23 protein-coding genes are annotated in these 23,320 nt (G+C 68.5%); 18 read left to right on the plus strand and 5 right to left on the minus strand.

Going from position 1 to position 23,320, the window contains the following annotated elements:
• The first annotated feature begins 17 nt into the window (after positions 1-17).
• Positions 18-989, plus strand: coding sequence for a hypothetical protein (locus tag LC068_RS08660; RefSeq protein ID WP_226636362.1), 972 nt, complete (start codon positions 18-20; stop codon positions 987-989).
• A gap of 84 nt (positions 990-1,073) precedes the next feature.
• Positions 1,074-1,955, plus strand: coding sequence for a hypothetical protein (locus LC068_RS08665; RefSeq protein ID WP_226636365.1), 882 nt, complete (start codon positions 1,074-1,076; stop codon positions 1,953-1,955).
• A gap of 1 nt (position 1,956) precedes the next feature.
• Here LC068_RS08665 and LC068_RS08670 read toward each other — a convergent pair whose 3' ends face one another.
• Both LC068_RS08670 and secA read right to left on the minus strand, forming a co-directional pair.
• On the minus strand, positions 1,957-3,147 hold the full coding sequence (locus LC068_RS08670) for an aminotransferase class V-fold PLP-dependent enzyme (RefSeq protein WP_226636367.1): 1,191 nt from the start codon (positions 3,145-3,147) through the stop codon (positions 1,957-1,959).
• 90 nt (positions 3,148-3,237) lie between these two features.
• On the minus strand, positions 3,238-6,087 hold the full coding sequence (secA, locus tag LC068_RS08675; protein ID WP_226636369.1) for a preprotein translocase subunit SecA: 2,850 nt from the start codon (positions 6,085-6,087) through the stop codon (positions 3,238-3,240).
• A 286-nt stretch (positions 6,088-6,373) separates the two neighbouring features.
• Between secA and LC068_RS08680 the strand changes: the two genes are divergently transcribed.
• The 4 genes from LC068_RS08680 (at position 6,374) to LC068_RS08695 (ending at position 9,538) form a co-directional block, all read left to right on the plus strand.
• The gene (locus LC068_RS08680) at positions 6,374-7,285 is read left to right on the plus strand and encodes a peptidylprolyl isomerase (protein WP_226636371.1); all 912 of its coding nucleotides are present in this window, start codon (positions 6,374-6,376) and stop codon (positions 7,283-7,285) included.
• Positions 7,282-8,667: a bifunctional glutamate N-acetyltransferase/amino-acid acetyltransferase ArgJ gene (argJ, locus tag LC068_RS08685; protein WP_226636372.1), complete on the plus strand. Its 1,386-nt coding sequence runs from the start codon at positions 7,282-7,284 to the stop codon at positions 8,665-8,667. Before LC068_RS08680 ends, argJ begins: the two co-directional genes overlap by 4 nt.
• A gap of 211 nt (positions 8,668-8,878) precedes the next feature.
• Complete coding sequence (locus tag LC068_RS08690) at positions 8,879-9,289, plus strand: (deoxy)nucleoside triphosphate pyrophosphohydrolase (protein WP_226636373.1); 411 nt, start codon at positions 8,879-8,881, stop codon at positions 9,287-9,289.
• A gap of 72 nt (positions 9,290-9,361) precedes the next feature.
• Positions 9,362-9,538 (plus strand): Flp family type IVb pilin, encoded by a 177-nt coding sequence (locus tag LC068_RS08695; protein ID WP_226636374.1) that lies wholly within the window; start codon positions 9,362-9,364, stop codon positions 9,536-9,538.
• Here LC068_RS08695 and LC068_RS08700 read toward each other — a convergent pair.
• Positions 9,535-10,410: a methyltransferase domain-containing protein gene (locus tag LC068_RS08700; protein ID WP_226636375.1), complete on the minus strand. Its 876-nt coding sequence runs from the start codon at positions 10,408-10,410 to the stop codon at positions 9,535-9,537. The two genes, LC068_RS08695 and LC068_RS08700, sit on opposite strands and share 4 nt — an antisense overlap.
• On the opposite strand from LC068_RS08700, the gene LC068_RS08705 reads away from it, so the two are divergent.
• Genes LC068_RS08705 through LC068_RS08720 form a run of 4 tightly spaced genes read left to right on the plus strand, consistent with a single transcriptional unit; the run spans position 10,409 to position 12,815 of the window.
• Positions 10,409-11,218, plus strand: coding sequence for a ComF family protein (locus tag LC068_RS08705; RefSeq protein ID WP_226636376.1), 810 nt, complete (start codon positions 10,409-10,411; stop codon positions 11,216-11,218). The two genes, LC068_RS08700 and LC068_RS08705, sit on opposite strands and share 2 nt — an antisense overlap.
• Positions 11,219-11,277: 59 nt before the next feature.
• On the plus strand, positions 11,278-11,535 hold the full coding sequence (gene grxC, locus LC068_RS08710; RefSeq protein WP_226636378.1) for a glutaredoxin 3: 258 nt from the start codon (positions 11,278-11,280) through the stop codon (positions 11,533-11,535).
• A gap of 9 nt (positions 11,536-11,544) precedes the next feature.
• Positions 11,545-12,393, plus strand: a complete 849-nt coding sequence (locus LC068_RS08715) for a carbon-nitrogen hydrolase family protein (protein ID WP_226636380.1) — start codon at positions 11,545-11,547, stop codon at positions 12,391-12,393.
• Positions 12,390-12,815 (plus strand): DUF1178 family protein, encoded by a 426-nt coding sequence (locus LC068_RS08720; RefSeq protein WP_226636382.1) that lies wholly within the window; start codon positions 12,390-12,392, stop codon positions 12,813-12,815. Before LC068_RS08715 ends, LC068_RS08720 begins: the two co-directional genes overlap by 4 nt.
• Before the next feature lie 196 nt (positions 12,816-13,011).
• Here the strand turns inward: LC068_RS08720 and LC068_RS08725 are convergent, their stop codons facing one another.
• Both LC068_RS08725 and ubiG read right to left on the minus strand, forming a co-directional pair.
• Positions 13,012-13,224, minus strand: coding sequence for a hypothetical protein (locus LC068_RS08725; protein WP_209119715.1), 213 nt, complete (start codon positions 13,222-13,224; stop codon positions 13,012-13,014).
• A 96-nt stretch (positions 13,225-13,320) separates the two neighbouring features.
• Positions 13,321-14,112, minus strand: a complete 792-nt coding sequence (gene ubiG, locus LC068_RS08730; RefSeq protein WP_226636384.1) for a bifunctional 2-polyprenyl-6-hydroxyphenol methylase/3-demethylubiquinol 3-O-methyltransferase UbiG — start codon at positions 14,110-14,112, stop codon at positions 13,321-13,323.
• Positions 14,113-14,166: 54 nt separating this feature from the next.
• Here ubiG and LC068_RS08735 point away from each other — a divergent pair, with 54 nt between their 5' ends.
• From LC068_RS08735 to LC068_RS08770, 8 genes are all read left to right on the plus strand, one after another.
• Positions 14,167-15,426: an aspartate kinase gene (locus LC068_RS08735; RefSeq protein ID WP_226636385.1), complete on the plus strand. Its 1,260-nt coding sequence runs from the start codon at positions 14,167-14,169 to the stop codon at positions 15,424-15,426.
• Positions 15,427-15,476: 50 nt separating this feature from the next.
• Positions 15,477-17,744, plus strand: coding sequence for a phosphoenolpyruvate--protein phosphotransferase (ptsP, locus tag LC068_RS08740; protein WP_226636386.1), 2,268 nt, complete (start codon positions 15,477-15,479; stop codon positions 17,742-17,744).
• A gap of 184 nt (positions 17,745-17,928) precedes the next feature.
• Entirely contained in the window at positions 17,929-18,981 is a 1,053-nt protein-coding gene (locus LC068_RS08745) for a helix-turn-helix domain-containing protein (RefSeq protein WP_226636387.1), read from the plus strand.
• 79 nt (positions 18,982-19,060) lie between these two features.
• A complete protein-coding gene (ispG, locus tag LC068_RS08750) occupies positions 19,061-20,197 on the plus strand; it encodes a flavodoxin-dependent (E)-4-hydroxy-3-methylbut-2-enyl-diphosphate synthase (protein ID WP_226637074.1) in 1,137 nt (378 codons plus the stop codon).
• Positions 20,198-20,199: 2 nt separating this feature from the next.
• Complete coding sequence (locus LC068_RS08755) at positions 20,200-20,799, plus strand: glutathione S-transferase N-terminal domain-containing protein (protein ID WP_226636388.1); 600 nt, start codon at positions 20,200-20,202, stop codon at positions 20,797-20,799.
• A 50-nt stretch (positions 20,800-20,849) separates the two neighbouring features.
• Complete coding sequence (prfA, locus tag LC068_RS08760) at positions 20,850-21,917, plus strand: peptide chain release factor 1 (protein ID WP_226636389.1); 1,068 nt, start codon at positions 20,850-20,852, stop codon at positions 21,915-21,917.
• Between the two features lie 85 nt (positions 21,918-22,002).
• Positions 22,003-22,455, plus strand: a complete 453-nt coding sequence (locus tag LC068_RS08765; protein WP_209119724.1) for a hypothetical protein — start codon at positions 22,003-22,005, stop codon at positions 22,453-22,455.
• 37 nt (positions 22,456-22,492) lie between these two features.
• Positions 22,493-23,317, plus strand: coding sequence for a TIGR02587 family membrane protein (locus LC068_RS08770; protein ID WP_226636390.1), 825 nt, complete (start codon positions 22,493-22,495; stop codon positions 23,315-23,317).
• The last annotated feature ends 3 nt before the right edge of the window (positions 23,318-23,320 follow it).

Consider the following 23,320-nt stretch of genomic DNA (forward strand, 5'->3'; position numbering starts at 1 on the left):
GTTCTGGGGGAGACATCATGATCCGGATTCTTGCTGCACTGGCCTTTTTCCTGCTGGCCTTGGGCCTCGCTGCGCCAGCGTCCGCGCAGATCACAGTCGTGCCGCCGGATCAGCAACGTGCTGCGGTGGCCCACGCCGGGGTGGCAGTGGCGGCAGGTCAGCGGATTACCGCCATCCTCATGCCGCTGATGGAAAATCCTGAACTGGCTGCGGCCCGAACGCCGGAGCAGCTTCTTGACGTCCTCACCCGCATGCTCCCCCAAATCGCTGCAGGCAGGCAGGAACTCCAGGCCATAGAGCAGGAGTTGTCGGCCCTTCCCACACTCGCGGGGCCGGATGTCCACCCAGAGATCGCGATGGTCGACAATGCCGTGGCGAACATGATTCGCGTGGCCAGCCATGCTGACGGGGTCCTCGCAGACCATGCAGAGTTGGCCGACGCCCTGCGCAAGCGGGACTACGAGCGGGTCGAGGCGCTCGTCCAGTCGCTCGTCAAGGCCTCTGTTGTCATCATGGAGTCCCAGGCCGTGTCGATGAGGGGCCAGTTGCCTCTCATGGGATCCGACTCCTCGCAGTACGCAATCCTATCCGGAATGGCCTGCTTCTATGAGGGTGCAGCCGCCCTCCAGCGCGGCGCCTACGGCATGGTCAGTCGTGCGGAGGCCACGAGACAGCTTGCCACCGCGCAACAATGTATTGAAGAGCAGATCGAGACGGGGCGACGGAATCTTGCGATCGAGGCTGCCACCCCGCCGCCCCACCCGGCGCTCCGGCAGATGCACAGCCAGATCATTCCGGCGATGGAAGCATTCCTGGATCACTTGGTCAGCGCGGCAGACATCATGGCGGACGCTCGTATCTCGATGATGGAGGGTTGGAGCCAGGAAAGACTGTTCGCGGTCTACAACCCCCGCGTTCTCGAGTTCCAACTTGGCCTTCAACCGCTCCAGCGGCGGATACTTGAGGTGAACCAGACCCAGGGCCGCTGACGGGCGAAACCGCTTGATCGTCTTCGTAATGCCGACAGAACGGTGCTAGGGTTAACCTCCAACCACTGAGGAGCAGTTCCGGGGATGCGTCGGTTTCTCGTCTGGTCGGCCCTGGCCGCGCTGGTGGGCCTGTTGATCGCCGGTGGCGGCTACTGGGCCTACTGGACCTATTACGCCCGGTTCCAGCCGGTCACAGTCTCGCGCGATCAGGCGGCCATCCAGTCCCTGCTGGACGAGGCGGGCTGGATCTCGGCCGGGGGCGGGGGTGCGCCGGTCTATATCGTTGGTTACCGCGACAGCGCCGCCATGCAGCGCTACGAGCGTGAGGAAGTGCCCAAGCTTCGGGCCGCCGGCGCCGAGGTGCGGATCATCGTCTTCGCCCGTTCCGATCGCGAGGGCATGCAGCAGTCGACCGAGGCCGAGCGCGCCACGGTCGCGGAACTGTGGCTGTCCCGCGACTGGCCCCTCTATGAGCGCTGGACCGCAACCCCGACCGCCAGTTGGACCGCCGCGGGCATTCCCTCGGCCGACGACAATCTAGCCCGCAGCGCCGTGGTCGACGCCGGCCAGAAATTCGTGACCGATCTGACCGGCTATCTGCGCAATTCGGGCCTGCAGCCGGGTTATCCGCTGATCCTGTGGCGCGACGAGCAGGGCTATCTGCGCGCCTGCGCCTGTACCGATCCGCGTTCCTGGGTGTTCATCCGCGACGATCTGGGCGCGCCGGACCGCATCGATGCAGACGCCCCGGTTGAGCTGGGGCTGGAGCCTGAACAGCCGCCCGAAGGATCTCTGCCGCCGCTGGAATATCCCGACCTGCCGCCAATCCCGGACAGCGACACGCCGCCCGCCGACACCGGCCCGGATACGCCGACGTCGTCCGAGGCCCGTCCGGCGCCGCGTCAGCCGTCCACCCCGCGCCCGGCGCCCAAGGCCCAGCGTCAGGACGACACCACCTTCTACTAGGTCAGTCGGCCAGCACCCGGGCGCAGCCCTCGATCAGGCGGGCGACGTCGTCCTCGTCCTGATAGAGGCCGAAGCCGAACCGGATGATGTCGTCGCGCACATCGGTGACGATGTCGGCCTCCAGCAGGCGCGCGCGCCAGGCCTGGGCATCGGGGTGGCGGATCGCAAGGAACCGCGCCCGCGCCGGCAGGTCATTGGCCGGCGCCCCCGCGATCGGATTGACGATCTCGGCCGTGCCCAGGAGGCCGCATTGTCCGTCCCGCACAGCGCCCTGGAACTGGGCCAGCCGGCTGAGCGCATGGTGGGTGATGACGGGCGTGCTCAGGCCTTCGGCCGCCAGCATCCGGCGCACCGCGTTGAAGCGATAGAGCGGCGTGGGATCGAAGGTCGCGCCCCAGAAACGGCCGGCATCGCCCCGATAGCGCACACCCTCGGGCGGGCCCATCAGATTGCCGAACTCGGCGAACCAGCCCGTAATCTCGGGCCGCTCGCAATAGCCGTGGGGCGCATGAAGGATACCGGCCCCCTCGCCCGCCATGACGTATTTGTAGCCGCCGGTCACATAGAACAGTCGGTCCGCCACCGCGGACAGATCGGTCGGGGTCGCCATGAAGCCGTGATAGCCGTCGACGATGCCCCACGGTCCTTCCGGGCGGCACAGGTCGGCCAGACCCTCCAGTCCCTCGAACACTTGTCCGGTGCGGAAGAACACCTGGCTGATAACGAACAGATCAAAGTCGCCCGAGCGGGCCGCGTCCAGATAGCGTTCGGTCAGGGTTTCGGCCGGATCGGGCGCAACGCGGGTCACCACGGCCTGACCCGACTCCTCCCAGCGCTCGGCCTGCCGCCGGAAGGCGTGGAATTCGCCGCCCGTCGTCAGGATGCGCACGGGACGCTTCTGCATTCCCGACACGATGCGGATCAGGAAGTCGTGGGTGTTCTGGGCGAAGACGACCGTCTCGGGATCGGGCAGCGACAGCTCGCCCGCCACATGGCCCTGGGCCTCGGGCACCACCTCGCCAAACACCCGGTCCCACTTTTTGTCTGCCAGCCGGACGCCGTCATTCCAGGCCTCGACCTGGCCATCGAGGCTGGCATCCGGCCACAGGTGGTGGCTGTGGGCCGCGAAATGCAGCCGCCCCGGCGCCGCCGCCAGCGCCCGTTTGAACAGATCCTTGCGCGCCGTGGTCATGCGTCAGCCTCCCAAGCTGTCATCCGTCTGCCCGTCCTCGCTCAAGCAGCGAGCGACCGCGTCGCGAGCGTTAGCGCGGCGCAACGCGTCTTAAACGAGCGCCCCGTGGCAGTGCTTGAATTTGCGGCCCGAACCACAGGGGCACAGCGCATTGCGGCCCGTGCGCTGCCAGCCTTCCGGCAGCATCTCGACCGGCATACGCGAGCGGTCGTCCCCGTCCAGCCGGCCTTCCGGCAGCTGGGCGTTCGGATTGGCCATTTCGTTCTCGCCGGTGCCGGGATTGAGGTGGATTTCCTCGAACTCGGGCATGGGCGGCGGGGCCTCGAAGCGGAACTCGACCGTCATCAGCCAGCGCGTCACATCGTGGCGCAGCTCATAGAGCAGGGTCTCGAACAGGGCGAAGGCCTCGGTCTTGTATTCGTTCAGCGGATCCCGCTGGCCGTAACCACGCAGACCAATCACGCCGCGCAGATGGTCCAGATGGACCAGGTGCTCGCGCCACTTCATGTCGATCATCTGCATCAGGAACTGCTTCTCCAGCCCCCGCATGCGATCGTCCCCGATCAGCTTCAGCCGCTCCTCGGCCCGGGCATCGGCGGCGGCCAGCAGGCGCTCCTCGAACTCCTCGTTCGACACGCCTTCCTCGGCGGCCCACTCCTTGAGCGGCAGCTCCAGACCCAGGGTGGTGCGGACCTTCTCGTCCAGCCCGTCGATGTCCCACTGTTCGGCATAGGCCTTGGGCGGCATGAAGCGCTCGACCAGGTCGGTGATCACATCGTGGCGGAATTCGCCGACCAGCTCCGACATGTCGTCGGCGTCCATGAACTCCTGACGCTGCTCGAACACGGCCTTGCGCTGGTCGTTGACGACGTCGTCGTACTTCAGGAGGTTCTTGCGGATGTCGTAGTTGCGCTGCTCGACCTTCTTCTGGGCCTGCTCAATGGCCTTGTTCAGCCACGGGTGGGTGATGGCCTCGCCCTCGGCCACGCCGAAGGTCTTCATGATCGAGTCCAGACGGTCGCCGGCAAAGATGCGCAGCAGGTCGTCCTCACACGACAGATAGAATTTCGAGGTGCCGGGGTCGCCCTGACGGCCGGTCCGGCCGCGCAGCTGGTTGTCGATCCGGCGGCTCTCGTGACGCTCGGTGCCCAGAACGAACAGGCCGCCGGCCTCGAGGGCGATCTTCTTCTGCTCGGCGATCTCGGCCTTCAGTTCGGCCTCGCGTGCGGCCTCGGCCTCGGGCGTGACCTCGATGGCCATGTTGCGCTGTTCCTGGCGCCAGCGCTGCAGGCGCATTTCCAGGTTACCACCCAGCTGGATGTCGGTGCCGCGACCGGCCATGTTGGTGGCGATGGTGACCGCGCCCGGCAGGCCCGCGTCGGCGACGATATAGGCTTCCTGCTCGTGTTGGCGGGCGTTCAGCACATTGTGCGGGATGCCGCGCAGCTTGGTCTCATACCGGATGTCATAGGCGGCATCGCCGGCCTTCTGGGCCTCCTTCTCGCGGCCCTTGAACTCGGCCTTGAGCGTGCGGTCCACCTCGACCTTGTACTCATAGGTCTGCAGCAGCTTCGACAGGGTCTCGGACTTCTCGATCGAGACCGTACCGACCAGGATCGGCTGGCCCGCCAGATGGCGCTCGGCGATCAGTTTGGCGATGGCCTCGTTCTTCTCGCGCGCGGTGCGATAGACCTCGTCGTCATAGTCGATGCGCTGGACCGGCCGGTTGGTCGGCACCTCCAGCACGTCCATCTTGTAGATGTCGAGGAATTCCTGGGCCTCGGTCGCGGCCGTGCCGGTCATGCCCGACAGCTTGGTGTACAGGCGGAAATAGTTCTGGATGGTCACCGAGGCCAGGGTCTGGTTCTCGGGCTGGATCTTGACGCCTTCCTTGGCCTCCAGCGCCTGGTGCAGGCCTTCCGACAGACGGCGGCCCTGCATCATCCGGCCGGTGAACTCGTCGATCAGCATCACCTCGTCCCCGCGGATGATGTAATCCTTGTCGCGCAGGTAGAGGGTGTTGGCCCGCAGCGCCTGGTTCATGTGGTGGACCAGGGTGATGTTGGCGGCGTCGTACAGGCCGGTGGTGTCCTCGGCGAACAGGCCGCGTTCCTCAAGGATGGCCTCGATCGCTTCCGAGCCCTCCTCGGTCAGCAGGACCTGACGCTGCTTCTCGTCGACCTCGAAATACGACGGCTCCTGGATCAGCTCCTTCATGATGCCGTCCAGCGTCACGTAGAGGTCCGAGCGGTCTTCGGTCGGGCCCGAGATGATCAGCGGCGTGCGCGCCTCGTCGATCAGGATCGAGTCCACTTCGTCGACGATGACGAAGTGGTGGCCGCGCTGCACCATCTCGCGCCGGTCATAGACCAGATTGTCGCGCAGATAGTCGAAGCCGAACTCGTTGTTGGTGCCGTAGGTGATGTCGGCGGCATAGGCGGCCTGGCGCTGGCCGCTCGACAGGCCGTTGACGATCACGCCCACTTCCATGCCCAGGAAGCGATAGACCCGGCCCATCCATTCGGCGTCGCGGCGGGCCAGATAGTCATTGACGGTAATGACGTGGACGCCCTTGCCCTCGAGCGCATTCAGATAGACCGGCGCCACGGCGACCAGCGTCTTCCCTTCACCGGTCCGCATTTCAGCGATGCCGCCTTCGTGCAGGATCATGCCCCCGGCCAGCTGCACATCGTACTGACGCTGTCCCAGCACCCGCTTGGAGGCCTCGCGCACCACGGCAAAGGCCTCGTTGAGCAGCTTGTCCAGCGTCTCGCCCTTGGCCAGCCGGTCGCGGAAGGCGTCCGTCATCATGCGAAGCTCGCCATCGGACAGGGCGGCGTACTTCTGCTCCATGGCGTTGATCTTCTGGACCTGGGCCATGAAGCCCTTGACCTTGCGATCGTTCGAGGAACCGAGGAATTTCTTGGCAAAGCCGAGCATGGGGGATCCGGGAAAGGTACGGTGAGCCGGCGGGCTCAGTCTGTGGGGCCCTGTCTTCGGGGCGGCGGCGAACAGCGATACACGCCATCGCGGCGCGGGCCTTCGCGCCATCCGGCGCCGGCGGGGGCAAAAACCCCGGAACCCGGCCACGCGAACGGTGGAAACCCCTCGACTTGGGCGCAGGCGGGACTTAAGCACCGGCCTTATCCCTGTCAACGCGAGGGGCATTCCGTCAGGCTTTCCCCGGCCTCCGGGGCGCCCCCTCGCCCGGGTCGAGGAGCGCACCATGCGACTGTCGTCCAACCCGATTGCCGGCCTGCTGACGGCCTTGTTGCTGGCATTTGCCCTGTCCGCCTGTACCGGCGACCGCGGCGGCAACAGCCCGCCCCAGCCGGGCGATCAGGCCGTGGCCAGGGTCGCGGGCGAGACCATCTGGGCCTCTGACGTCAAGCGCGAGGCCGTGGCCCAGGGCCTGATCGGCGAGGGCGAGCCCCTCGACGTCACCTCCATCCTGTTCCGGCGGGTGCTGGACGAGGTCATCGACCAGAAGCTGCTGGCCCGCGAGGCCGAGCGCCGGGGCCTCGACAAGAGTCCGCTGGTCCAGCGCCGTCTGGAAATCACCCGCGACCGTATTCTGGGAGACGTCCTGGTCGAGGCCGTCGTCAACGGAACCATCACCGACCAGTCGGTCGAGGCCCTCTATCAGGAACAGCTGCAGCTGGCCCGCTCGTCCGAGGAGGTCCGCATCCGGCTGATCCTGTCGCGCACGCGGCAGGAGGCCGAGACCGTCATGGGCGTGCTGGGCACCGGTGCCGCCTTCGAAGCCGTGGCCGCCGAAAGCTCGATCGACGAAGCGACCCGCTTCTCGGGCGGTGATCTGGGCTATCGCACCCTCGACGTCCTGCCCGAAGCCTTCGCCAACGCCCTGCGCGACAAGCCGGCCGGCTCGACCGTCGGCCCGTTCGAGACCGAGGGCGGCTGGGCCGTGGTGCGGGTCGAGGACCGTCGCCGCGAGACCCCCCCGACCCTCGAGCAAGCCCGGCCCCAAATCGTCCGCTATCTGACCTATGAGGGGGTGCGCCAGCTTCTGGAACAGTTGCGCGGTCGCGCCGACGTCGAACTTCTGCTCGGTGCCGAGGCCGAGTCCCCGGCCGAGGAACCTGCCTCGGCGCCCGTCTCCGCAGGAACCGGCGAATGAAGACTCCGAAGACCCGCCCCGCCGGCCGCAATGCGCTCGAAAAGGCCTTCGACCCCATCACCACCGCCCTGAAGCGGGGCGGAAAGCCGGCCGCTGCCCCCGAGGCGCCCGCGGCGCCGGGCAAGCCCGGGCTCGAAGTCTCCCCCCTGGCCGTGCCGTTTCCGGCCTTCGGTCATGTCGGCGGGGTCGAGATCGCCACGGCCCGCGCGGGCTTTTACAAGCACCAGCGCGACGATCTGGTGGTGTTCCGCTTTGCCCGGGGCACCAGCTGCGCGGGGGTCTTCACGCGGCACAAGGTGGGATCGGCACCGGTCGACTGGTGCCGGCGCCATCTCGATTCCGATGAAGGCGGCAAGGATGTGCGGGCCCTCGTGGTCAATGCGGGCTGCGCCAATGCCTTTACCGGCAAGCCGGGGGCCGATGCCGCGCGCCGCACCGCCTCCGAGGTGGCCAAGCGCTTCGGCTGTCGCCAGCGCGACGTCATGCTCGCCTCGACCGGCGTGATCGGCGTCACCCTCGACGACCGCAAGATCGCCGCCCGCCTGTCCGAGATCGAGACGCGCCTCGACGCCGACACCCCGCCTGCCGAGCAATGGACGCGCGCCGGTCAGGGCATCATGACCACGGACACCTTCCCCAAGGGGTCCTACGTCGAGACCGAAATCGAGGGGTTCAAGGTCCGCATCGCCGGCATTGCCAAGGGGTCGGGCATGATCGCGCCCGACATGGCGACCATGCTGGCCTTCATCGTCACCGATGCCGACATCCACCCCAATGTGCTGCGGGCCATGCTGGGCCTGCATGTCCGGACGACCTTCAACTCGGTGACGGTCGACGGCGATACCTCGACCAATGACACCTGCCTGCTGTTCGCCACCGGTGCCTCGGGCGCGCCGCGCATCGGCCGGGTCGGGGATCGGCGGCTGAAGGCCTTCACCCGCGCGCTCGACGGCGTGATGCTGGACCTCGCCCACCAGCTGGTCCGCGACGGCGAGGGGGCGACCAAATTCGTCAAGGTCACGGTGGACGGCGCCTCCAGCCCCGCCTCGGCCCGCAAGCTGGCCAAGTCGATCGCCGACAGCCCGCTGGTCAAGACCGCCATCGCCGGCGAGGACGCCAACTGGGGCCGGATCGTCATGGCCGTCGGCAAGACCGAGGAAGCCGTCGACCGCGACCGTCTGGCCGTGCGCTTCGGGCCCCATGTGGCCGCGATCGATGGCGCCCCCTCGCCCACCTACGACGAGGCGAAGATGAGCACCTATATGAAGAATGCCGAGATCGACATCACCGTCGAGGTCGGCGCGGGCCGGGCCTCGGCCACCGTCTGGACCTGCGATCTGACGAAACGCTACATCGAGATCAACGGCGACTACCGCAGCTGATGAAAGTCCTCGAGTCTTTCGACAATACGGCAGGCTTGTTTAGGCTGGTCCTCGAACCGCAAGCGGAAGGGGTCTACATATTCGTGTTCGAGACTGAGGCATCGACCTTCCCTGAACGCGACTACCTTGAGAACACGCTGATCGACGCCTTCGAACTCTGTGATGAGGATTTCGGAGTGCCGAGAGGTTCTTGGCGCGCAGTCGAGACCCGATGACTGAATCTCTCCCCACCGTTCTCGTCGTCGCCGTCGCCCTGATCGATACGGACGGGCGGGTGCTGATCGCCCAGCGCCCCGAGGGCAAGCAGCTGGCCGGCCTGTGGGAATTCCCGGGCGGCAAGGTCGAACCGGGCGAGCGGCCGGAAGCTGCCCTGATCCGCGAACTGCGCGAGGAGCTGGGTATCGAGACGAAGGAGTCCTGCCTCGCGCCCTTCGTCTTCGCCAGCCACGCCTATGACAGCTTTCACCTGCTGATGCCGCTCTACCTGTGCCGCCGGTGGGAGGGCACGGTGGTGGCGCGCGAGCATGCGGCGCTCAAATGGGTGCGGCCGAACCAGCTGTCGGACTGGCCCATGCCGCCCGCCGACGCACCCCTGGTCGCCTGGCTTCGCGACCTTCTGTGACGATCAACGCGGTTTCTTAACCGGCGGTCGGCCACAGTGCTGGTCAGGCGCCCGGGCATCACAGGAGGAGCCGTGACCAGACTTCACCGCTTCCTCGACGACGACTCCGGGGCCACCTCGCTCGAATACGGCCTGATCATCTCGCTGATCTTTCTGGTCATCCTGTCGGCGCTGACGGCATTCGGGGGCACCAGTTCGGGCATCTTCAACACCGCCATGAACACCCTGCGGAGCGCGATGGGCGGCTAGGCCGTCCGCGGCGCCACCCGGAAGCCGGTCGCCACCGAGCCGGGCTTCAGGGGCTTTGGCTGATCCGGCGCCGGCGCCCACCCCGTCAGGAACAGGGTCTCGAAGGTCGCCACGACCCGCGGCCGTGCATCGTCGCCCGTCACCGAATGGCGGGCGTCATAGAGGGCCGAGGCCCGCGCCATCACCCGGCGATTGAGGGGCGGCTTTGGCCCCTCCGGCGCGCCCGCCTCGCCCATCCCCCGCAGGTCCCGGACCAGCGCACCCATGTCGCGGTAGCGCACCGCCACCGTGTCGCCATCGACCACCGGCAGGGCGAACCCGGCCCGCTGCATCAGGCCGGCCGCATCAAGGGCGTCGGCAAAGGGCGAGACCCGGGGCGCCGCGCCGCCCGTCTCCTCCAGCTCGGCCCTTGTCAGGACATCACGCAGCTCGGTCAGCGTCCCGGCCCCGAACATCGCCCCGAGGAACAGGCCGTCCGGCTTCAATGCCCGCCGGATCTGGGCCAGCGCCCCCGGCAGGTCATTGGCCCAGTGCAGGCCCAGCACCGAGACGATCAGATCGACCGATCCGTCCTCGATCCCCAGCGGGCCCTCGCCCGGCACGGCCCGACCGGAATCCGCGACGGGCGTAGTCACAGGCCCCAGCCGCGCGGCGGCGTCATGGTCAGCCAGCACCCCGGCGAAAATTCCGGCACGGGGCGACAGATCGACCACGACGGGAAAGTCACGCGGAATGGCGTCCAGACTGTCGGCCAGTCCCTCAGCGGCGCGGCGGTGCAGAAAGTCGACCGGCGTCCCCGCGCCCTCCGCCCGTTGCACGCGCGCCATCCTGCGGGCAGGGTCGAACAGTCGGGGCGGTGCGGATGAGGTCATGCGGATCGATATGGGGGCTGAGGGCGACTTCTGGAAAGCCGGTCCGGGCGCGCGTGTCCAGTCCCTCGCGCGGTCGGTGGGGCGTGGACTGGCCGATCTGATCCTGCCCCCGCCCGAGGCGCCGGGCCCCGCCGGCCGCATCGGGGCCGCCCTGTCGCCGCTGGAATGGTCGCGCATCACCTTTCTGGAGGACCCTGTCTGCGACGGCTGCGGGGCCCCCTTCACCGTCGATTCCGGCGACTTTGCCGAAGGCCGGTGCGCGCCCTGCTTATCGCATCCCATGGCCTTCGGACGGGCGCGGGCCGCCTGCCTCTATGATGACGGGTCGCGTCCGCTGATCCTGCGCTTCAAACATGCCGACGATCAGCCGCTGGCGCCGCTGTTCGCCCGCTGGCTGTCTCGCGCCGCCCGCCCCCTGCTGGAGCAGGCGGATGCCGTGGTGCCCGTGCCGCTCCACCCTTCGCGCCTGCTGGCCCGGCGCTTCAACCAGGCCGCCGAGATCGCCCGCCCGCTGGCCCGGGCCGAACGCCTCGACTATCTGCCCGACGCCCTCGTGCGGCGCGCCCGCACCGCCTCCCAGGGCGGACTGGGCTTTCGCAGGCGCCACCAGAATGTGAAGGGCGTGTTCTCGGTGCCGGACGCCCGGCGCGCGCGCCTGAAAGGCCGGCATATCCTGCTGGTCGATGATGTGTTGACCACCGGCGCCACTGCCGAGGCCTGTGCCAGGGCCTTGCTGGACGCCGGGGCGCGCGCCGTCGATCTTGCGGTGGTCGCCCGGGTGCAGAGTGCGCGCACCATGCCTAGATAGGGAACGAACCGCCCGTCCGGGGGCTCATCCCCCATCTGCAACCAACGGAGTAATCCCCAGTGTCCGACGTCGTCCTCTATACCAAGCCGGGCTGCCCCTACTGCATCTCGGCCATGATGCTGCTGAAGAAGAAGGGCGTGGACTATCAGGAGATCGTCGCCTCCAACGACCCCCAGCTGAAGGCCGAAATGACAGCGAAGTCGGGCGGCCGCGCGACCTTCCCGCAGATATTCATCGGCGAGCGCCACATCGGCGGCTCGGACGACCTGCACGCCCTCGACGCCCGGGGCGAGCTGGACCCCCTGCTGGAAGCCTGACGCCCCTCCATGGCCAACGCGCTCGACATCGCCCTGGTCCAGACCCGGACGCCGGCCACCAGCGCGGCCGGTCTGGAGCATGTCGCCCCTCTGATCCGGCAGGCCGCGTCCGGCGGGGCGCAACTGGTGCTGACACCCGAGGCCACCAACCGGCTGGAGCGTCGCCCCGAGGGGCGGGCCTCCCTTGCCCCCGAGGACGCGGACGTCGCTGTCTCGGGCCTGCGTGCCCTCACCCGCGAGTTGGGCGTCTGGCTCCAGCTTGGATCGGTCATGGTCCGGGCGGAAGACGATGACGCCGGTCGCGCCGCCAACCGCGCCCTGCTGATCGACCCCGAGGGCTGCATCACGGCTCGCTATGACAAGCTGCACGTCTTCGACGTCGACCTCGACACCGGGGAAAGCTGGCGGGAGAGCAAGGCCGTACGCCCCGGCGAGCGCGCCGTCGTGGCCGACACCCCGTGGGGCGGGCTGGGCCTCTCTATCTGTTACGATGTGCGCTTCCCCCAGCTCTATCGCGACCTGGCCAAGGCCCGGCCCGACGCCCGCCTGATCGCCATTCCCGCCGCCTTCACCGTGCCGACCGGCGAGGCCCACTGGCAGACCCTGCTTCGGGCCCGGGCCATCGAGACCGGCGCCTTTGTGCTGGCGGCGGCCCAGGGCGGCACCCATGAGGACGGCCGCGCCACCTGGGGCCGGTCCACTGTCGTCGACCCGTGGGGCAAGGTGATCGCCGCCCTCGATCATGACCAGCCCGGCGTGCTGCATGCCCGGCTTGACCTCGACGCCGTGGATCGGGCAAGGCGCGCCATCCCGTCCCTGACCCACGATCGACCCTTCCGCTCCGCATCCGACGCATGATCCGCTACGCCCTCACCTGTGCGGCCGACCATCCGTTCGAGGCCTGGTTCTCGAGCTCCTCGGACTATGACGATCAGGCCGCCCGTGGCCTCGTGGAATGCCCCTTCTGCGGATCGCGCGAGGTGACGAAGCAGATCATGGCGCCCGCCGTCGCCGGCACGAAGAAGCGCGACACGACCAGCGCCCCCCTCCAGACCCTGATGTCCGACATGGCCCGCAAGGTGCGCGCCCATGTCGAGGCCAATTTCGACTATGTCGGCGACACCTTCGCCCGCGAGGCCCGCGCCATCCACGAGGGCACCTCCGAGCAGCGCGAAATCTATGGCGAGGCCACCGCCGACGAGGTCCGCGCGCTCAAGGAGGACGGCGTCCCCTGCGCGCCCCTGCCGGCCGCGCCGCCCGACCCGTCAAAGGCGCACTAGGCCATGGACGGGGCCTGACCGAAAAGGGCGAGGACTATGTCGTCTTCTCGAATGCCGAAAACGACTTCCCCACCCATATTCGCTACGAGCGCGACGGCGACGGGCTCAGGGCCCGCATCGACGGCGAGATTTCAGGGGCACCGCGCAGCGTTGAGTGGCGCTTCGACGCCGCGCCCCTCAACGCCCGATGCCCGACCTAGTCGCGGGTCCAGCCGTGCCCGGCCATGCAGGTCTCGAAGGCGCGGCTGTTCACATCGGCGGTCTGGCGGCACTGGTCGCGCGCCTCGTCGAACGGGGTGGCGGCCGTGGCCTTCCAGCCGTCCTCATGGGTGGCGTCGATGATGGTCACACAGGCCGAGGTGGCCAGGCCGGCGGCGATCAGGGTGGCGGTCAGGAACAGGCGTTTCATGGGGCATCTCCGGTAAAGCTTGGACCTCACCTGTAGCCCCCGCTCCCGGCGCATTCCCGTTACAAGTCTGAAATCTGGATGAATTCGCGGTAAGCTTCAGGCCCGCTCGGCGATCATCATATAGTTGATGTCGACATCGTTGCTTTCCGAGAAGCGGCCGGTCAGCGGATCATAGGTCACGCCATAGGGCCCACGGGCGACGATGCCGGGCGCGGCCTCCAGCCAGTCCCGCAGCATTTCCGGCTTGAGGAACTGGCGCCAGTCGTGGGTGCCCGGCGGCACCCAGCGCAGCACATATTCCGCCGCCACCTTGCCGAGGGCCAGAGACTTCAGCGTCTTGTTGAGCGTCGCCACGATCATCATCCCGCCCGGCGCGACCAGGGCGGCGGTGTCACGCAGATAGGCGGCCGGATCGGCGACGTGCTCGACGACCTCCATGTTCAGCACCACGTCGAACGGGGGCTCGCCTTCGGCCATCAGCCCCTCGGCGGTGCCGTGCCGGAAGTCGATCTCCAGCCCCTGCGCCTCGGCATGCATGCGGGCCGTGCCGATGTTGCGCTCCGAGGCATCGACCGCGGTGACCTGAAAGCCCAGCCGTGTCATCGGCTCGGACAGCAGTCCGCCGCCGCAACCGATATCCAGAAGCCTCAGCCCCTCGAACGGGCGTCGCGCCGCGCTGTCGCGACCGAACCGTGCCAAGGCCTCGCGCCGGATGAAGCCCAGCCGGACCGGATTGAAGCGATGCAGCGGTGCAAACGGCCCTCTCGGGTCCCACCATTCCTCGGCAAGCGCCGAAAATCGCGCCACATCCGCCGGATCGACGCTTGAGGTCCGCTCCGGACCGGTTTTCGGTTTGCGCGGCTCGGCCGTGTCGTTAGAAGCGCCCATAGGCTATGGCATGAACGCCCCCGACATCGGTTGCAAGAGAGGATCCCGGTCAGAATGACGCGCCTGGTGCTGAAGTTCGGCGGGACCTCCATGGGCGACCTCGACCGGATCCGGCGCGCCGCGCGGATCGTGGCCGCAGAGTACCATGCCGGCCGGCGCGTGGCCGTGGTCGTCTCGGCCATGGCGGGCAAGACCAATGAGCTGGTGGCCTGGACCGACGGCGCCGGCCGCCCCGCCCAGGGCATCGATCCCTCCGATGACGAATACGACGCCGTGGTCGCCTCGGGCGAACAGGTGACGGCCGGCCTTCTGGCCCTGACGCTCCGCAACATGGGCCTGCGCGCCCGCAGCTGGATGGGCTGGCAGATTCCCATACTGACCGACGACCAGCACGGCAAGGCCCGCATCGTGGACATCCCCGGCGAGACGCTCGGCGCCGCGGTCGACAGCGGCGAGATCGCCGTCGTCCCGGGCTTCCAGGGCATGACCCGCGACGGGCGGATCACCACCCTGGGCCGGGGCGGGTCGGACACCTCGGCGGTGGCCGTGGCAGCCGCCCTCGACTGTCCGTGCGACATCTACACCGACGTGGACGGCGTCTATACGACCGACCCCCGGATCGAGAGCCGCGCACGCCGGATCGAGCGCATCTCCTATGAGGAAATGCTGGAGATGGCCTCCCTGGGTGCCAAGGTGCTCCAGACCCGCTCGGTTGAACTGGCCATGGCCAAACGGGTGCCCGTGCGGGTGCTCTCCAGCTTTATTGAACCCGATGACCACGGTGTCCTGCCCGACAAGGGCGGCACCCTGATCTGCGACGAGGAAGAGATCGTGGAAAAACGTATCGTGTCCGGCGTCACCATGAGCCGCGACGAGGCCCGCATCACCCTGCTCGGACTGGGCGACCGGACCGACGCCCCCGCCGACGTCTTCACCCGGCTGGCCGACGCCGGGGTCAATGTCGACATGATCGTCCAGAGCCAGTCGCGCACCGAGGGCGCGGTCAATCTGACCTTCACCACCGGTAGACGTGACGCCACCCGCGCCGCCGAGCTGATGCGCGCCGCGCAAGGCGACATCGGCTTTCAGGAAATCCGCCTCGACGAGGACGTGGCCAAGGTCTCCGTCGTCGGCGTCGGCATGCGTAGCCACGCGGGTGTGGCCCAGACCATGTTCCGCGCCCTCGCCGACAAGGGCATCAAATTCCAGGCTATCTCGACCTCGGAAATCAAGATCAGCGTGCTGATCGATGCCGCCTATGCCGAGCTGGCCGTCCGCGCCCTGCATGCCGCCTATGGCCTTGAGTCGGTCTAGGATGGGAAAATCGCCCGGACCCCCTATCTTTCGGGTCTGACGGAGGGGCCATGCCGACTGCTAGCGGATTGACGACACGGGGACCGAGGAACCTGCTGCGCCAGATCCGCGAGGCTATGGCCGGCGGAGGGCCCGCCCAGGAACGCCTTGATCTGGTCGTGCGGATCATCGCCCAGACCATGGTGGCCGAGGTCTGCTCCATCTACCTGCGGCGTGCGTCGGGCGAGCTGGAGCTGTTCGCCACCCAGGGCCTCAATCCCGAGGCCGTGCACACGACCCGCCTGCGTCCCGGCGAGGGTCTGGTGGGCGAGGTGGCCCGCGTGGCCGAACCCATCAGCCTGTCCAACGCCCCCGCCCACCCCAGCTTCTCCTACCGCCCGGAGACGGGCGAAGACCCCTATCACGCCTTCCTTGGCGCCCCCCTGCTGCGCGGCGGCCGGGCCATCGGCGTGCTGGTCGTCCAGAACCAGTCCGAGCGTCGCTATGACGAGGACGAGATCGAGGACATCCAGACGATCGCCATGGTGCTGGCCGAGACGGTCGCCTCGGGCGAACTCATGGGCCTCGACGAACTGCGCGACGTCGAGGTGGCGCCCCACCGGCCCGAGCGCTTCAAGGGCCAGAAATTCTCGGACGGCCTCGCCTTCGGCCATGTGGTGCTGCACGAGGCGCCCCTGCCCCCCGAAAAGCTGCTGGCCGACGACACGGCGCTGGAAGAGATCCGCCTGGCCAAGGGGCTGGAGGCCCTCAAGGCCAATATCGACTCCATGCTCGACGGCAGCCAGGGCCTGTCCGGCCCGTCGTTCGAGGTGCTGGAAACCTACCGGATGTTTGCCGTCGACCGGGGGTGGAACCGCTCGCTGGAAGAGGCCGTCCGGTCGGGCCTGACGGCCGAGGGCGCCGTCGACCGCGTCCGGAACGAGCACCGCGCCCGCTTTGCCAAGGCCCGCGACCCCTATATCCGCGAACGCCTTCATGACCTCGAGGATTTGGCCAACCGCCTGCTGCGCCTCCTCGCGGGGGACCGGCCGGGCGAGCGCGACCTGCCCGAGGACACCATTCTGGTGGCCCGGAACCTCGGCCCCGCCGATCTGCTCGAATACCCGCGCGAGCGGCTGAAGGGCCTGTTGCTGGAAGAGGGCTCTGCCGCCAGCCACGCTGCCATCGTTGCCCGCGCCCTGCAGATCCCCTGCGTCGGGCGCATGGCCGGTCTGCGCGACCGCCTCAGCGAAGGCGATCTGGTCATCGCCGACGGCGAGACGGGCGAGGCCTATCTGCGCCCTCGCCCCGATGTGCTGGAAGCCGTTCAGGCGCGTCTCGACCTGCGCAGCAAACGCCAGGCCGAGTTCGCCCGCCTGCGCGACACCCCGGCCATCACCCTCGACGGCAAGCGTATCCAGCTGCTGACCAATGCCGGACTCGCCGTCGATCTCGACAACCTTGACCAGACCGGGGCCGAGGGCATCGGCCTGTTCCGTACCGAATTCCAGTTCATGGTGTCCGAGGAACTGCCCCGGCTGGACGCGCAGACCAATCTCTACCGCAAGGTGCTGGACACCGCCGGCGACCGTCCCGTTGTGTTCCGCACCCTCGACATCGGCGGCGACAAGGTGCTGCCCTACCTCGAGGCCGAGCGGGAGGAGAACCCGGCCCTCGGGCGTCGCGCCATCCGTCTGGGCCTGGACCGTCCCGGACTGTTGCGGCTGCAGCTGCGCGCCCTGCTGTCGGCCGCCGAGGGGCGCGAGCTGCGGGTCATGTTCCCGATGATCGCCACTGTCGACGAGTTCCGCGCCGCGCGTGAACTGGTCGATGTCGAGTGTGCCTGGGCCCGCCGGCGGGGGCGCAGCCTGCCCGGCCTGCTCCGGGTCGGCGCCATGATCGAATGCCCGTCCCTGCTGTGGCATCTCGATGCCCTGCTGCCCCTGACCGACTTCGTCTCGGTCGGCAGCAATGACCTGTTGCAGTACATGTTCGCCGCGGACCGGACCAACCCCATGGTCTCCGATCGTTACGACCCGCTGTCGCCCCCTGCGCTCCGGGCGCTCGCAGAGATCCAGAAGAAGTGTGCCGAGACCGGAACGCCCGTGTCCGTATGCGGAGAACTGGCCGGCAAGCCGCTCGAGGCCTTTGCCCTTCTGACCCTCGGCTTCACCCGCCTGTCGGCCCCGGCCGCTGGCGTCGGCCCGGTCAAGCGCATGTGTTTGTCCACCGACCTCGGCCAGGCCCAGCGCGCCATGGCCAGCCTGCTCGGCTCATCGGCCGGCTCGATCCGCAACGAGATCGAGTCCCTGGCCCGGAAGTTGAACGTCGCCCTCTGAAGCGTCCCGCCCTGAAACGGTCCGGAATGCTTAACGGGACGTTGATCGGAGGGCGCCGATGGGTTATCCACAAGAGGATCGCAGACGACCTCCGGGGGGAGGCACCAGCCGTCACCCGGGTCTGCTAGGCGCTGCGTCTTGGTTGAGTACGACATCATCGATGTCGGTTGTGGGGTCGGGCCACATGGCACTGGATACGGGGAATGTCCCCGACGAGTTTCGGGCGCATCCCGACTGGAGGGAGCCTGTGCCGCCCATCACGGACGCACCGACCCTCGGTGACGGGCTCCGCGCGGCGCGCAAGGCCTCGGGCCGCTCGCTCGAAGACATGTCTGCCGTCACCCGCGTCCACGTCCGCTATCTGCGCGCCCTGGAACAGAACGACACCTCCATCCTGCCCTCGCGCGTCTTCTCCATCGGCTATGTGCGCGCCTATGCCGGCGCCCTCGGCCTCGACGAGCAGCTGGCGGTCGAGCGCTTCAAGCGCGATGTGCCGGATCCCTCGGTTCCCTTGCAGGCCCCCGTCGGCGTGGCCTTCGAGGAGGTCCGCCGCTATTCACCCCGCATTATCGGCGTGCTGGTCCTCGTGGGCCTGGCCGTCCTCGGATGGAACGTCTTCCAGCGCGTCAGCCTGATGACCCCCGCCAAGCCGTCGGACCTCGTGGCCGTGCCGGAAAGCTGGTCGGTCGGCGCCGTTCCGGGCACGGACGGTGCGGTGGTCCTCGACGTGCCGCGCGCGGCCCCGCCGGACCAGACCATCCCGACCCTCTACGTTACCCCGGGCCTTGAGGCCGAACTGACCGGCCTCAACGCCGCCGAGGGCGAGGCTGCCGCGGCTGCTGCCGCCGAAGCCGTCCCGGTGCAGAAGGCCTTCAATCCGCGCGGCGCCGTCTATGGCGCGGCGGCCACCGCCTCCAATGTCGTGCTTCAGGCGCGCAAGGCGACCATTCTGGTCGTGCGCATGTCGGACGGCCGGGTGCTGTTCGCCCGCCAGCTGGCCGCCGGTGAGGCCTGGCGCGCGCCGATCGGCGTTCAGGCCATCATTGATGTGGCCGATCCCGCCGCCTTCGACGTGTATCTGAACGGTGAGCACGGCGGCCGTCTGGAACAGGCCCTCACCCCCCTGTCGCAGCTGAACCGCCGCGCCGAGGCCCTGGCCCGTCAGGCCAGCGAGGAAATCGCCCGTCGCACGCGCGCCGCCGTCGCCTCGGCCCAGGGTCTGGCCACCGGGGGCTGAGAGCCAACCCCGGTCACATCGGGGCCGTGACATCGGGGCCGTGGCAATCGGCATCGATAGGGACTATCTGAACCTCGCCATGTCCGAGCTCGCCCACGTCCGTCCCTGGCGCCATATCGAGCGCCGCCCCAGCCGCCAGATCATGGTCGGCAATGTCCCCGTGGGCGGCGGCGCGCCGATCACGGTCCAGTCGATGACCAATACGCCGACCTCGGACGCGGCCGCCACAATCGACCAGATCCGTCAGCTGGAGGCCGCCGGGGCCGACATCGTCCGCGTCTCCTGCCCGGATGAGGAGTCGACCGCCGCCTTCAAAACGATCGCGCGCGAGGCCCGCGTCCCACTCGTGGCCGACATCCATTTTCACTACAAGCGCGGCATCGAGGCGGCCCAGGCCGGTGCCGCCTGCCTGCGCATCAATCCCGGCAATATCGGCTCGGCCGACCGGGTGCGCGAAGTGGTCCAGGCCGCCCGCGACCACGGTTGCTCCATGCGCATCGGGGTCAACGCCGGCTCGCTGGAACGCGAGCTGCTTGAGAAATACGGGGAGCCCTGCCCCGAGGCGATGGTCGAGTCCGCCCTCAACCATGCCCGCATCCTGCAGGACCACGACTTCCACGAGTTCAAGATTTCGGTGAAGGCGTCCGACCCGTTCCTGACGGTCGCCGCCTACCAGCAGCTGGCCGATGCCATCGACTGCCCGCTGCACCTTGGCGTGACCGAGGCCGGGCCGCTGCGTTCCGGCACGATCAAGTCGTCGATCGGGCTGGGCACCATGCTGTGGTCGGGCATCGGCGACACCATTCGCGTCAGCCTGGCCGCTGATCCGGTCGAGGAGATCAAGGTCGGGTTCGACATCCTGAAGTCGCTGGGCCTGCGCCACCGGGGCGTCAACATCATCGCCTGCCCGTCGTGCGCCCGTCAGGGCTTCAACGTTATCGAGACGGTCGGCATCCTCGAGGAAAAGCTGGCCCACATCACCACCCCCATGTCGCTGTCGATCATCGGCTGCGTCGTCAACGGCCCGGGCGAAGCCCTCTATACTGACGTCGGCTTCACCGGCGGCGGCAAGGGCGCGGGCATGGTCTATCTGAACGGCAAGATCGCCCACAAACAGGCCAATGAGGGCATGATCGACGAAATCGTCGCCCGGGTGGAGGACAAGGCCGCCGAGCTGGAGGCCGCCCGTCAGGCGACCCGCACCGCAGCGGAGTGACCATGAAGCTCTACATCTCCACCGCCTCCCCCTATGCCCGCCTGTGCCGGATCGTGGCGCGCGAGCGCGGCCTGGCTGACGGCATCGAGGAGGTCGTCGCCGATCCCTATGCGGACGACCCCGGCCTGATGGCCTCCAACCCGCTGGTCCAGGTCCCGGCCCTGATCGCGGGCGACGGCCTGCCGCTGACCGACAGCCCGGTCATCTGCGAATGGTTGGACGCGCACGGAACCACCGGCCCCCGGCTGCTGCCTGCCGAAGGACCGGGGCGCTGGCGGGTCCGCCGCCTCCAGACCCTCGCCCATGGCGCACTGGAGATGGGGGTTAAACGCGTGCTGGAGCGGCGCCGCCCCGAGAGCGAGCAGTCCCCCTCATGGATCGAGCGCTGGACCCGCAACATGCACCGGTCGTTCGACGCCCTCGAACACACCCTGCCCGACGACGCCGCGCAGGATCTCGGCGTCATCGCCACCGCCGTCGCCACCACCTGGACCGGCTTTCGTCACCCGGACATCGACTGGCGCACCGGCCACCCGCGTCTGGTGGCCCTGACGGAGCGGCTGGAAGCCCGCGACAGCTTCGTCCAGACCTATCCCCGCTAGGACGACTGCGCTAAACCGCGCGCTCGGTTCACGGCAGGACACCCCTTCCCTTGCGACTTCCCCAGGCCCGTCTCGATCAGGTGATTGACCGCTTTCAGGAGGTCGAGGCCCGCATGGGCGCGGCCACCGACGGTCAGGAGATCGTCCGCCTGTCCAAGGAGCATGCCGAGCTGAAGCCGGTCGCCGAGGCTGTCAGCGCCCTGGCCCGCGCCCGTTCCGAGCTGGAGGACCTGGAGGCGCTCGCCGACGACCCGGAAATGGCGGCCATGGCCGAGGCCGAGCGCGAGACCCTGTCCGAACATCTGCCCGAGCTGGAGCGTCAGGTGGCCCTGCTGCTGGCGCCCCGCGATGCCGATGAACAGGCCTCCGCCGTCCTGGAAGTCCGCGCCGGCACCGGCGGCGACGAGGCCGCCCTGTTCGCGGGCGACCTGTTCCGTATGTACTCCCGCTATGCCCAGACGCGCGGCTGGCGGGTCGAGCTGGATTCGGCGACCGAGGGCGAGGCCGGCGGCTACAAGGAGATCATCGCCACCGTCTCTGGCGACGGCGTGTTCGGGCGGCTGAAGTTCGAGTCGGGCGTCCACCGCGTGCAGCGCGTGCCGGTCACCGAGGCGGGCGGTCGCATCCACACCTCGGCCGCCACCGTCGCCGTCCTGCCCGAGGTCGAGGACGTCGAGATCGAGATCCAGGACAAGGACATCCGCATCGACACCTTCCGGGCCTCCGGCTCGGGCGGCCAGCACGTCAACAAGACCGACTCGGCCGTGCGTATCACCCACCTGCCGACCGGTATCGTCGTGACCAGTTCGGAAAAGTCGCAGCATGTGAACCGCGACAAGGCGATGAAAAACCTGCGCATCCGCCTGTACGACCAGCAGCGTCAGGCCAAGGACGCAGCGCGCTCGGACGCCCGCAAGTCCCAGGTCGGCTCGGGCGACCGGTCCGAGCGCATCCGCACCTACAACTTCCCGCAGGGGCGCGTGACCGACCACCGTATCGGCCTGACCCTGCACAGCCTGCCCCAGATCCTCGAGGGCGACATCGATCCCCTGCTCGACGCCCTGATCGCCGAGGACCAGGCCGCCCGCCTCGCCGATCTCGAGGCCGAATTCAGCTGACGGGGCCTGACGGGTACAGGGCCGGCGGTTGACCCTCCGGCCCGGCGCGGCTCCTATAGCACCCGCCCGGCAGGAGGACCGCCCCATGGCGAAACAGCAGTTCGTATTCTCGCGGAACCTGACCCACGACATCGACTGCCCCCACTGTTCGACCCGCTACCAGTTCACCCGCACGGTCGAGGTCAAGCGCGACGCCGGCGGCCTCAGCCAGCCTGATGACGGCACGGTCGAGGCGGCCCACGCCGAGCTGGACCGCCTGTCCGAGGGCATGGGCGGCGAGGCGGTGCGCTGCCCGTCGTGTCGCAAGCTGGGGCCCGGCATGCTGACCAACCACCTGCTCATGGGTGTCTTTATCGTCGTCTGGATCGTCGCCTGCCTCGGCGCGGCCCTGCTGATCCTGTGGCTGGCGGCGGCCTCGGGCGCCCTGTTCTGGATGCTGGGCCTGCTGGCGCTGGCGGGCGCGGGCATCGGCGCCGTCACCCTGCTGATCTGGCTGTTCGGCGGGACCGTGATCAAGGGCCAGCTGCCCCCCGCCTGACGCGGAGCCGTCCGGCCGGTTGGTGCGTTCCGGGGCCATGATCCAGGCGTTCCGCATCGACCGGTCACAGGAGGCCGCCTACGGGCGCGATCTGGCGCGGGCCTTCGGCGGCGCCCTGCTGTTCACCGTGCCCCTGCTGATGACCATGGAGATGTGGCAGCTGGGGCTCTACCTCGACGGGCGGCACCTGACGGTCTTCCTGCTGGCGGCCCTGCCCCTGCTGTTCGGTCTGGCGCGCTATGCGGGCTTCAGCGAGGACCGGGGCCTGCTGGCGGATGTGTTCGACATGCTGGCCGCCCTGGCCGTCGGCTTCATCACCGCTGCGGGCCTGCTGGTCGTGTTGAATGCCCTGCAGATCGGCGCGACCGGCGGCCAGATGCTGGCCCAGATCACGCTTCAGGCCGTGCCCGGGGCGCTGGGCGCCCTTTTGGCCCGGCGGCAGCTGGGTGAGACCACCGACGCGGATCGCGACGCCCGCGCCACCTATCCCGGCGAGTTGTTCCTGATGGTGGCCGGCGCGCTGTTCCTCGGCCTCAACGTCGCCCCGACCGAAGAGGTGATCCTGATCGCCTTTCGCGCCACGCCCTGGCACACGGTCGCCCTGGTCCTGCTGTCTCTCGGCCTGATGCACATCATCGTCTATCAGGCGGGCTTTGCCGGTCAGGAGGAACAGGGCCGGCCCCTGACCGCCTTCTTCCACTTCACCCTCGCGGGCTACGGCCTGGTGCTGCTGGTCTGCGCCCTGCTGCTGTGGATCTTCGGCCGGGCCGAGGGTCAGGCCCAGGCGCAGCTGGTGTCGACCACTGTCGTCCTGGCCTTTCCCGCCTCCATAGGGGCCGCCGCCGCGCGGCTGCTGGTCTGATCC

This window comes from Brevundimonas poindexterae, from assembly GCF_020524625.1.
Taxonomy (GTDB): domain Bacteria; phylum Pseudomonadota; class Alphaproteobacteria; order Caulobacterales; family Caulobacteraceae; genus Brevundimonas; species Brevundimonas poindexterae_A.

What these genes read in the sequence shown, in the direction of transcription:
- LC068_RS08745 (WP_226636387.1), top strand. Translation starts at nt 17,929, where the DNA reads ATGGCACTGGATACGGGGAATGTCCCCGACGAGTTTCGGGCGCATCCC.
- LC068_RS08735 (WP_226636385.1), top strand. Translation starts at nt 14,167, where the DNA reads ATGACGCGCCTGGTGCTGAAGTTCGGCGGGACCTCCATGGGCGACCTC.
- LC068_RS08715 (WP_226636380.1), top strand. Translation starts at nt 11,545, where the DNA reads ATGGCCAACGCGCTCGACATCGCCCTGGTCCAGACCCGGACGCCGGCC.
- LC068_RS08670 (WP_226636367.1), bottom strand. Translation starts at nt 3,147, where the DNA reads ATGACCACGGCGCGCAAGGATCTGTTCAAACGGGCGCTGGCGGCGGCG.
- ptsP (WP_226636386.1), top strand. Translation starts at nt 15,477, where the DNA reads ATGCCGACTGCTAGCGGATTGACGACACGGGGACCGAGGAACCTGCTG.
- secA (WP_226636369.1), bottom strand. Translation starts at nt 6,087, where the DNA reads ATGCTCGGCTTTGCCAAGAAATTCCTCGGTTCCTCGAACGATCGCAAG.
- LC068_RS08705 (WP_226636376.1), top strand. Translation starts at nt 10,409, where the DNA reads ATGCGGATCGATATGGGGGCTGAGGGCGACTTCTGGAAAGCCGGTCCG.
- LC068_RS08700 (WP_226636375.1), bottom strand. Translation starts at nt 10,410, where the DNA reads ATGACCTCATCCGCACCGCCCCGACTGTTCGACCCTGCCCGCAGGATG.
- ubiG (WP_226636384.1), bottom strand. Translation starts at nt 14,112, where the DNA reads ATGGGCGCTTCTAACGACACGGCCGAGCCGCGCAAACCGAAAACCGGT.
- LC068_RS08765 (WP_209119724.1), top strand. Translation starts at nt 22,003, where the DNA reads ATGGCGAAACAGCAGTTCGTATTCTCGCGGAACCTGACCCACGACATC.
- LC068_RS08770 (WP_226636390.1), top strand. Translation starts at nt 22,493, where the DNA reads ATGATCCAGGCGTTCCGCATCGACCGGTCACAGGAGGCCGCCTACGGG.
- LC068_RS08720 (WP_226636382.1), top strand. Translation starts at nt 12,390, where the DNA reads ATGATCCGCTACGCCCTCACCTGTGCGGCCGACCATCCGTTCGAGGCC.
- LC068_RS08665 (WP_226636365.1), top strand. Translation starts at nt 1,074, where the DNA reads ATGCGTCGGTTTCTCGTCTGGTCGGCCCTGGCCGCGCTGGTGGGCCTG.
- LC068_RS08680 (WP_226636371.1), top strand. Translation starts at nt 6,374, where the DNA reads ATGCGACTGTCGTCCAACCCGATTGCCGGCCTGCTGACGGCCTTGTTG.
- LC068_RS08725 (WP_209119715.1), bottom strand. Translation starts at nt 13,224, where the DNA reads ATGAAACGCCTGTTCCTGACCGCCACCCTGATCGCCGCCGGCCTGGCC.
- LC068_RS08690 (WP_226636373.1), top strand. Translation starts at nt 8,879, where the DNA reads ATGACTGAATCTCTCCCCACCGTTCTCGTCGTCGCCGTCGCCCTGATC.
- LC068_RS08755 (WP_226636388.1), top strand. Translation starts at nt 20,200, where the DNA reads ATGAAGCTCTACATCTCCACCGCCTCCCCCTATGCCCGCCTGTGCCGG.
- LC068_RS08660 (WP_226636362.1), top strand. Translation starts at nt 18, where the DNA reads ATGATCCGGATTCTTGCTGCACTGGCCTTTTTCCTGCTGGCCTTGGGC.
- ispG (WP_226637074.1), top strand. Translation starts at nt 19,061, where the DNA reads ATGTCCGAGCTCGCCCACGTCCGTCCCTGGCGCCATATCGAGCGCCGC.
- argJ (WP_226636372.1), top strand. Translation starts at nt 7,282, where the DNA reads ATGAAGACTCCGAAGACCCGCCCCGCCGGCCGCAATGCGCTCGAAAAG.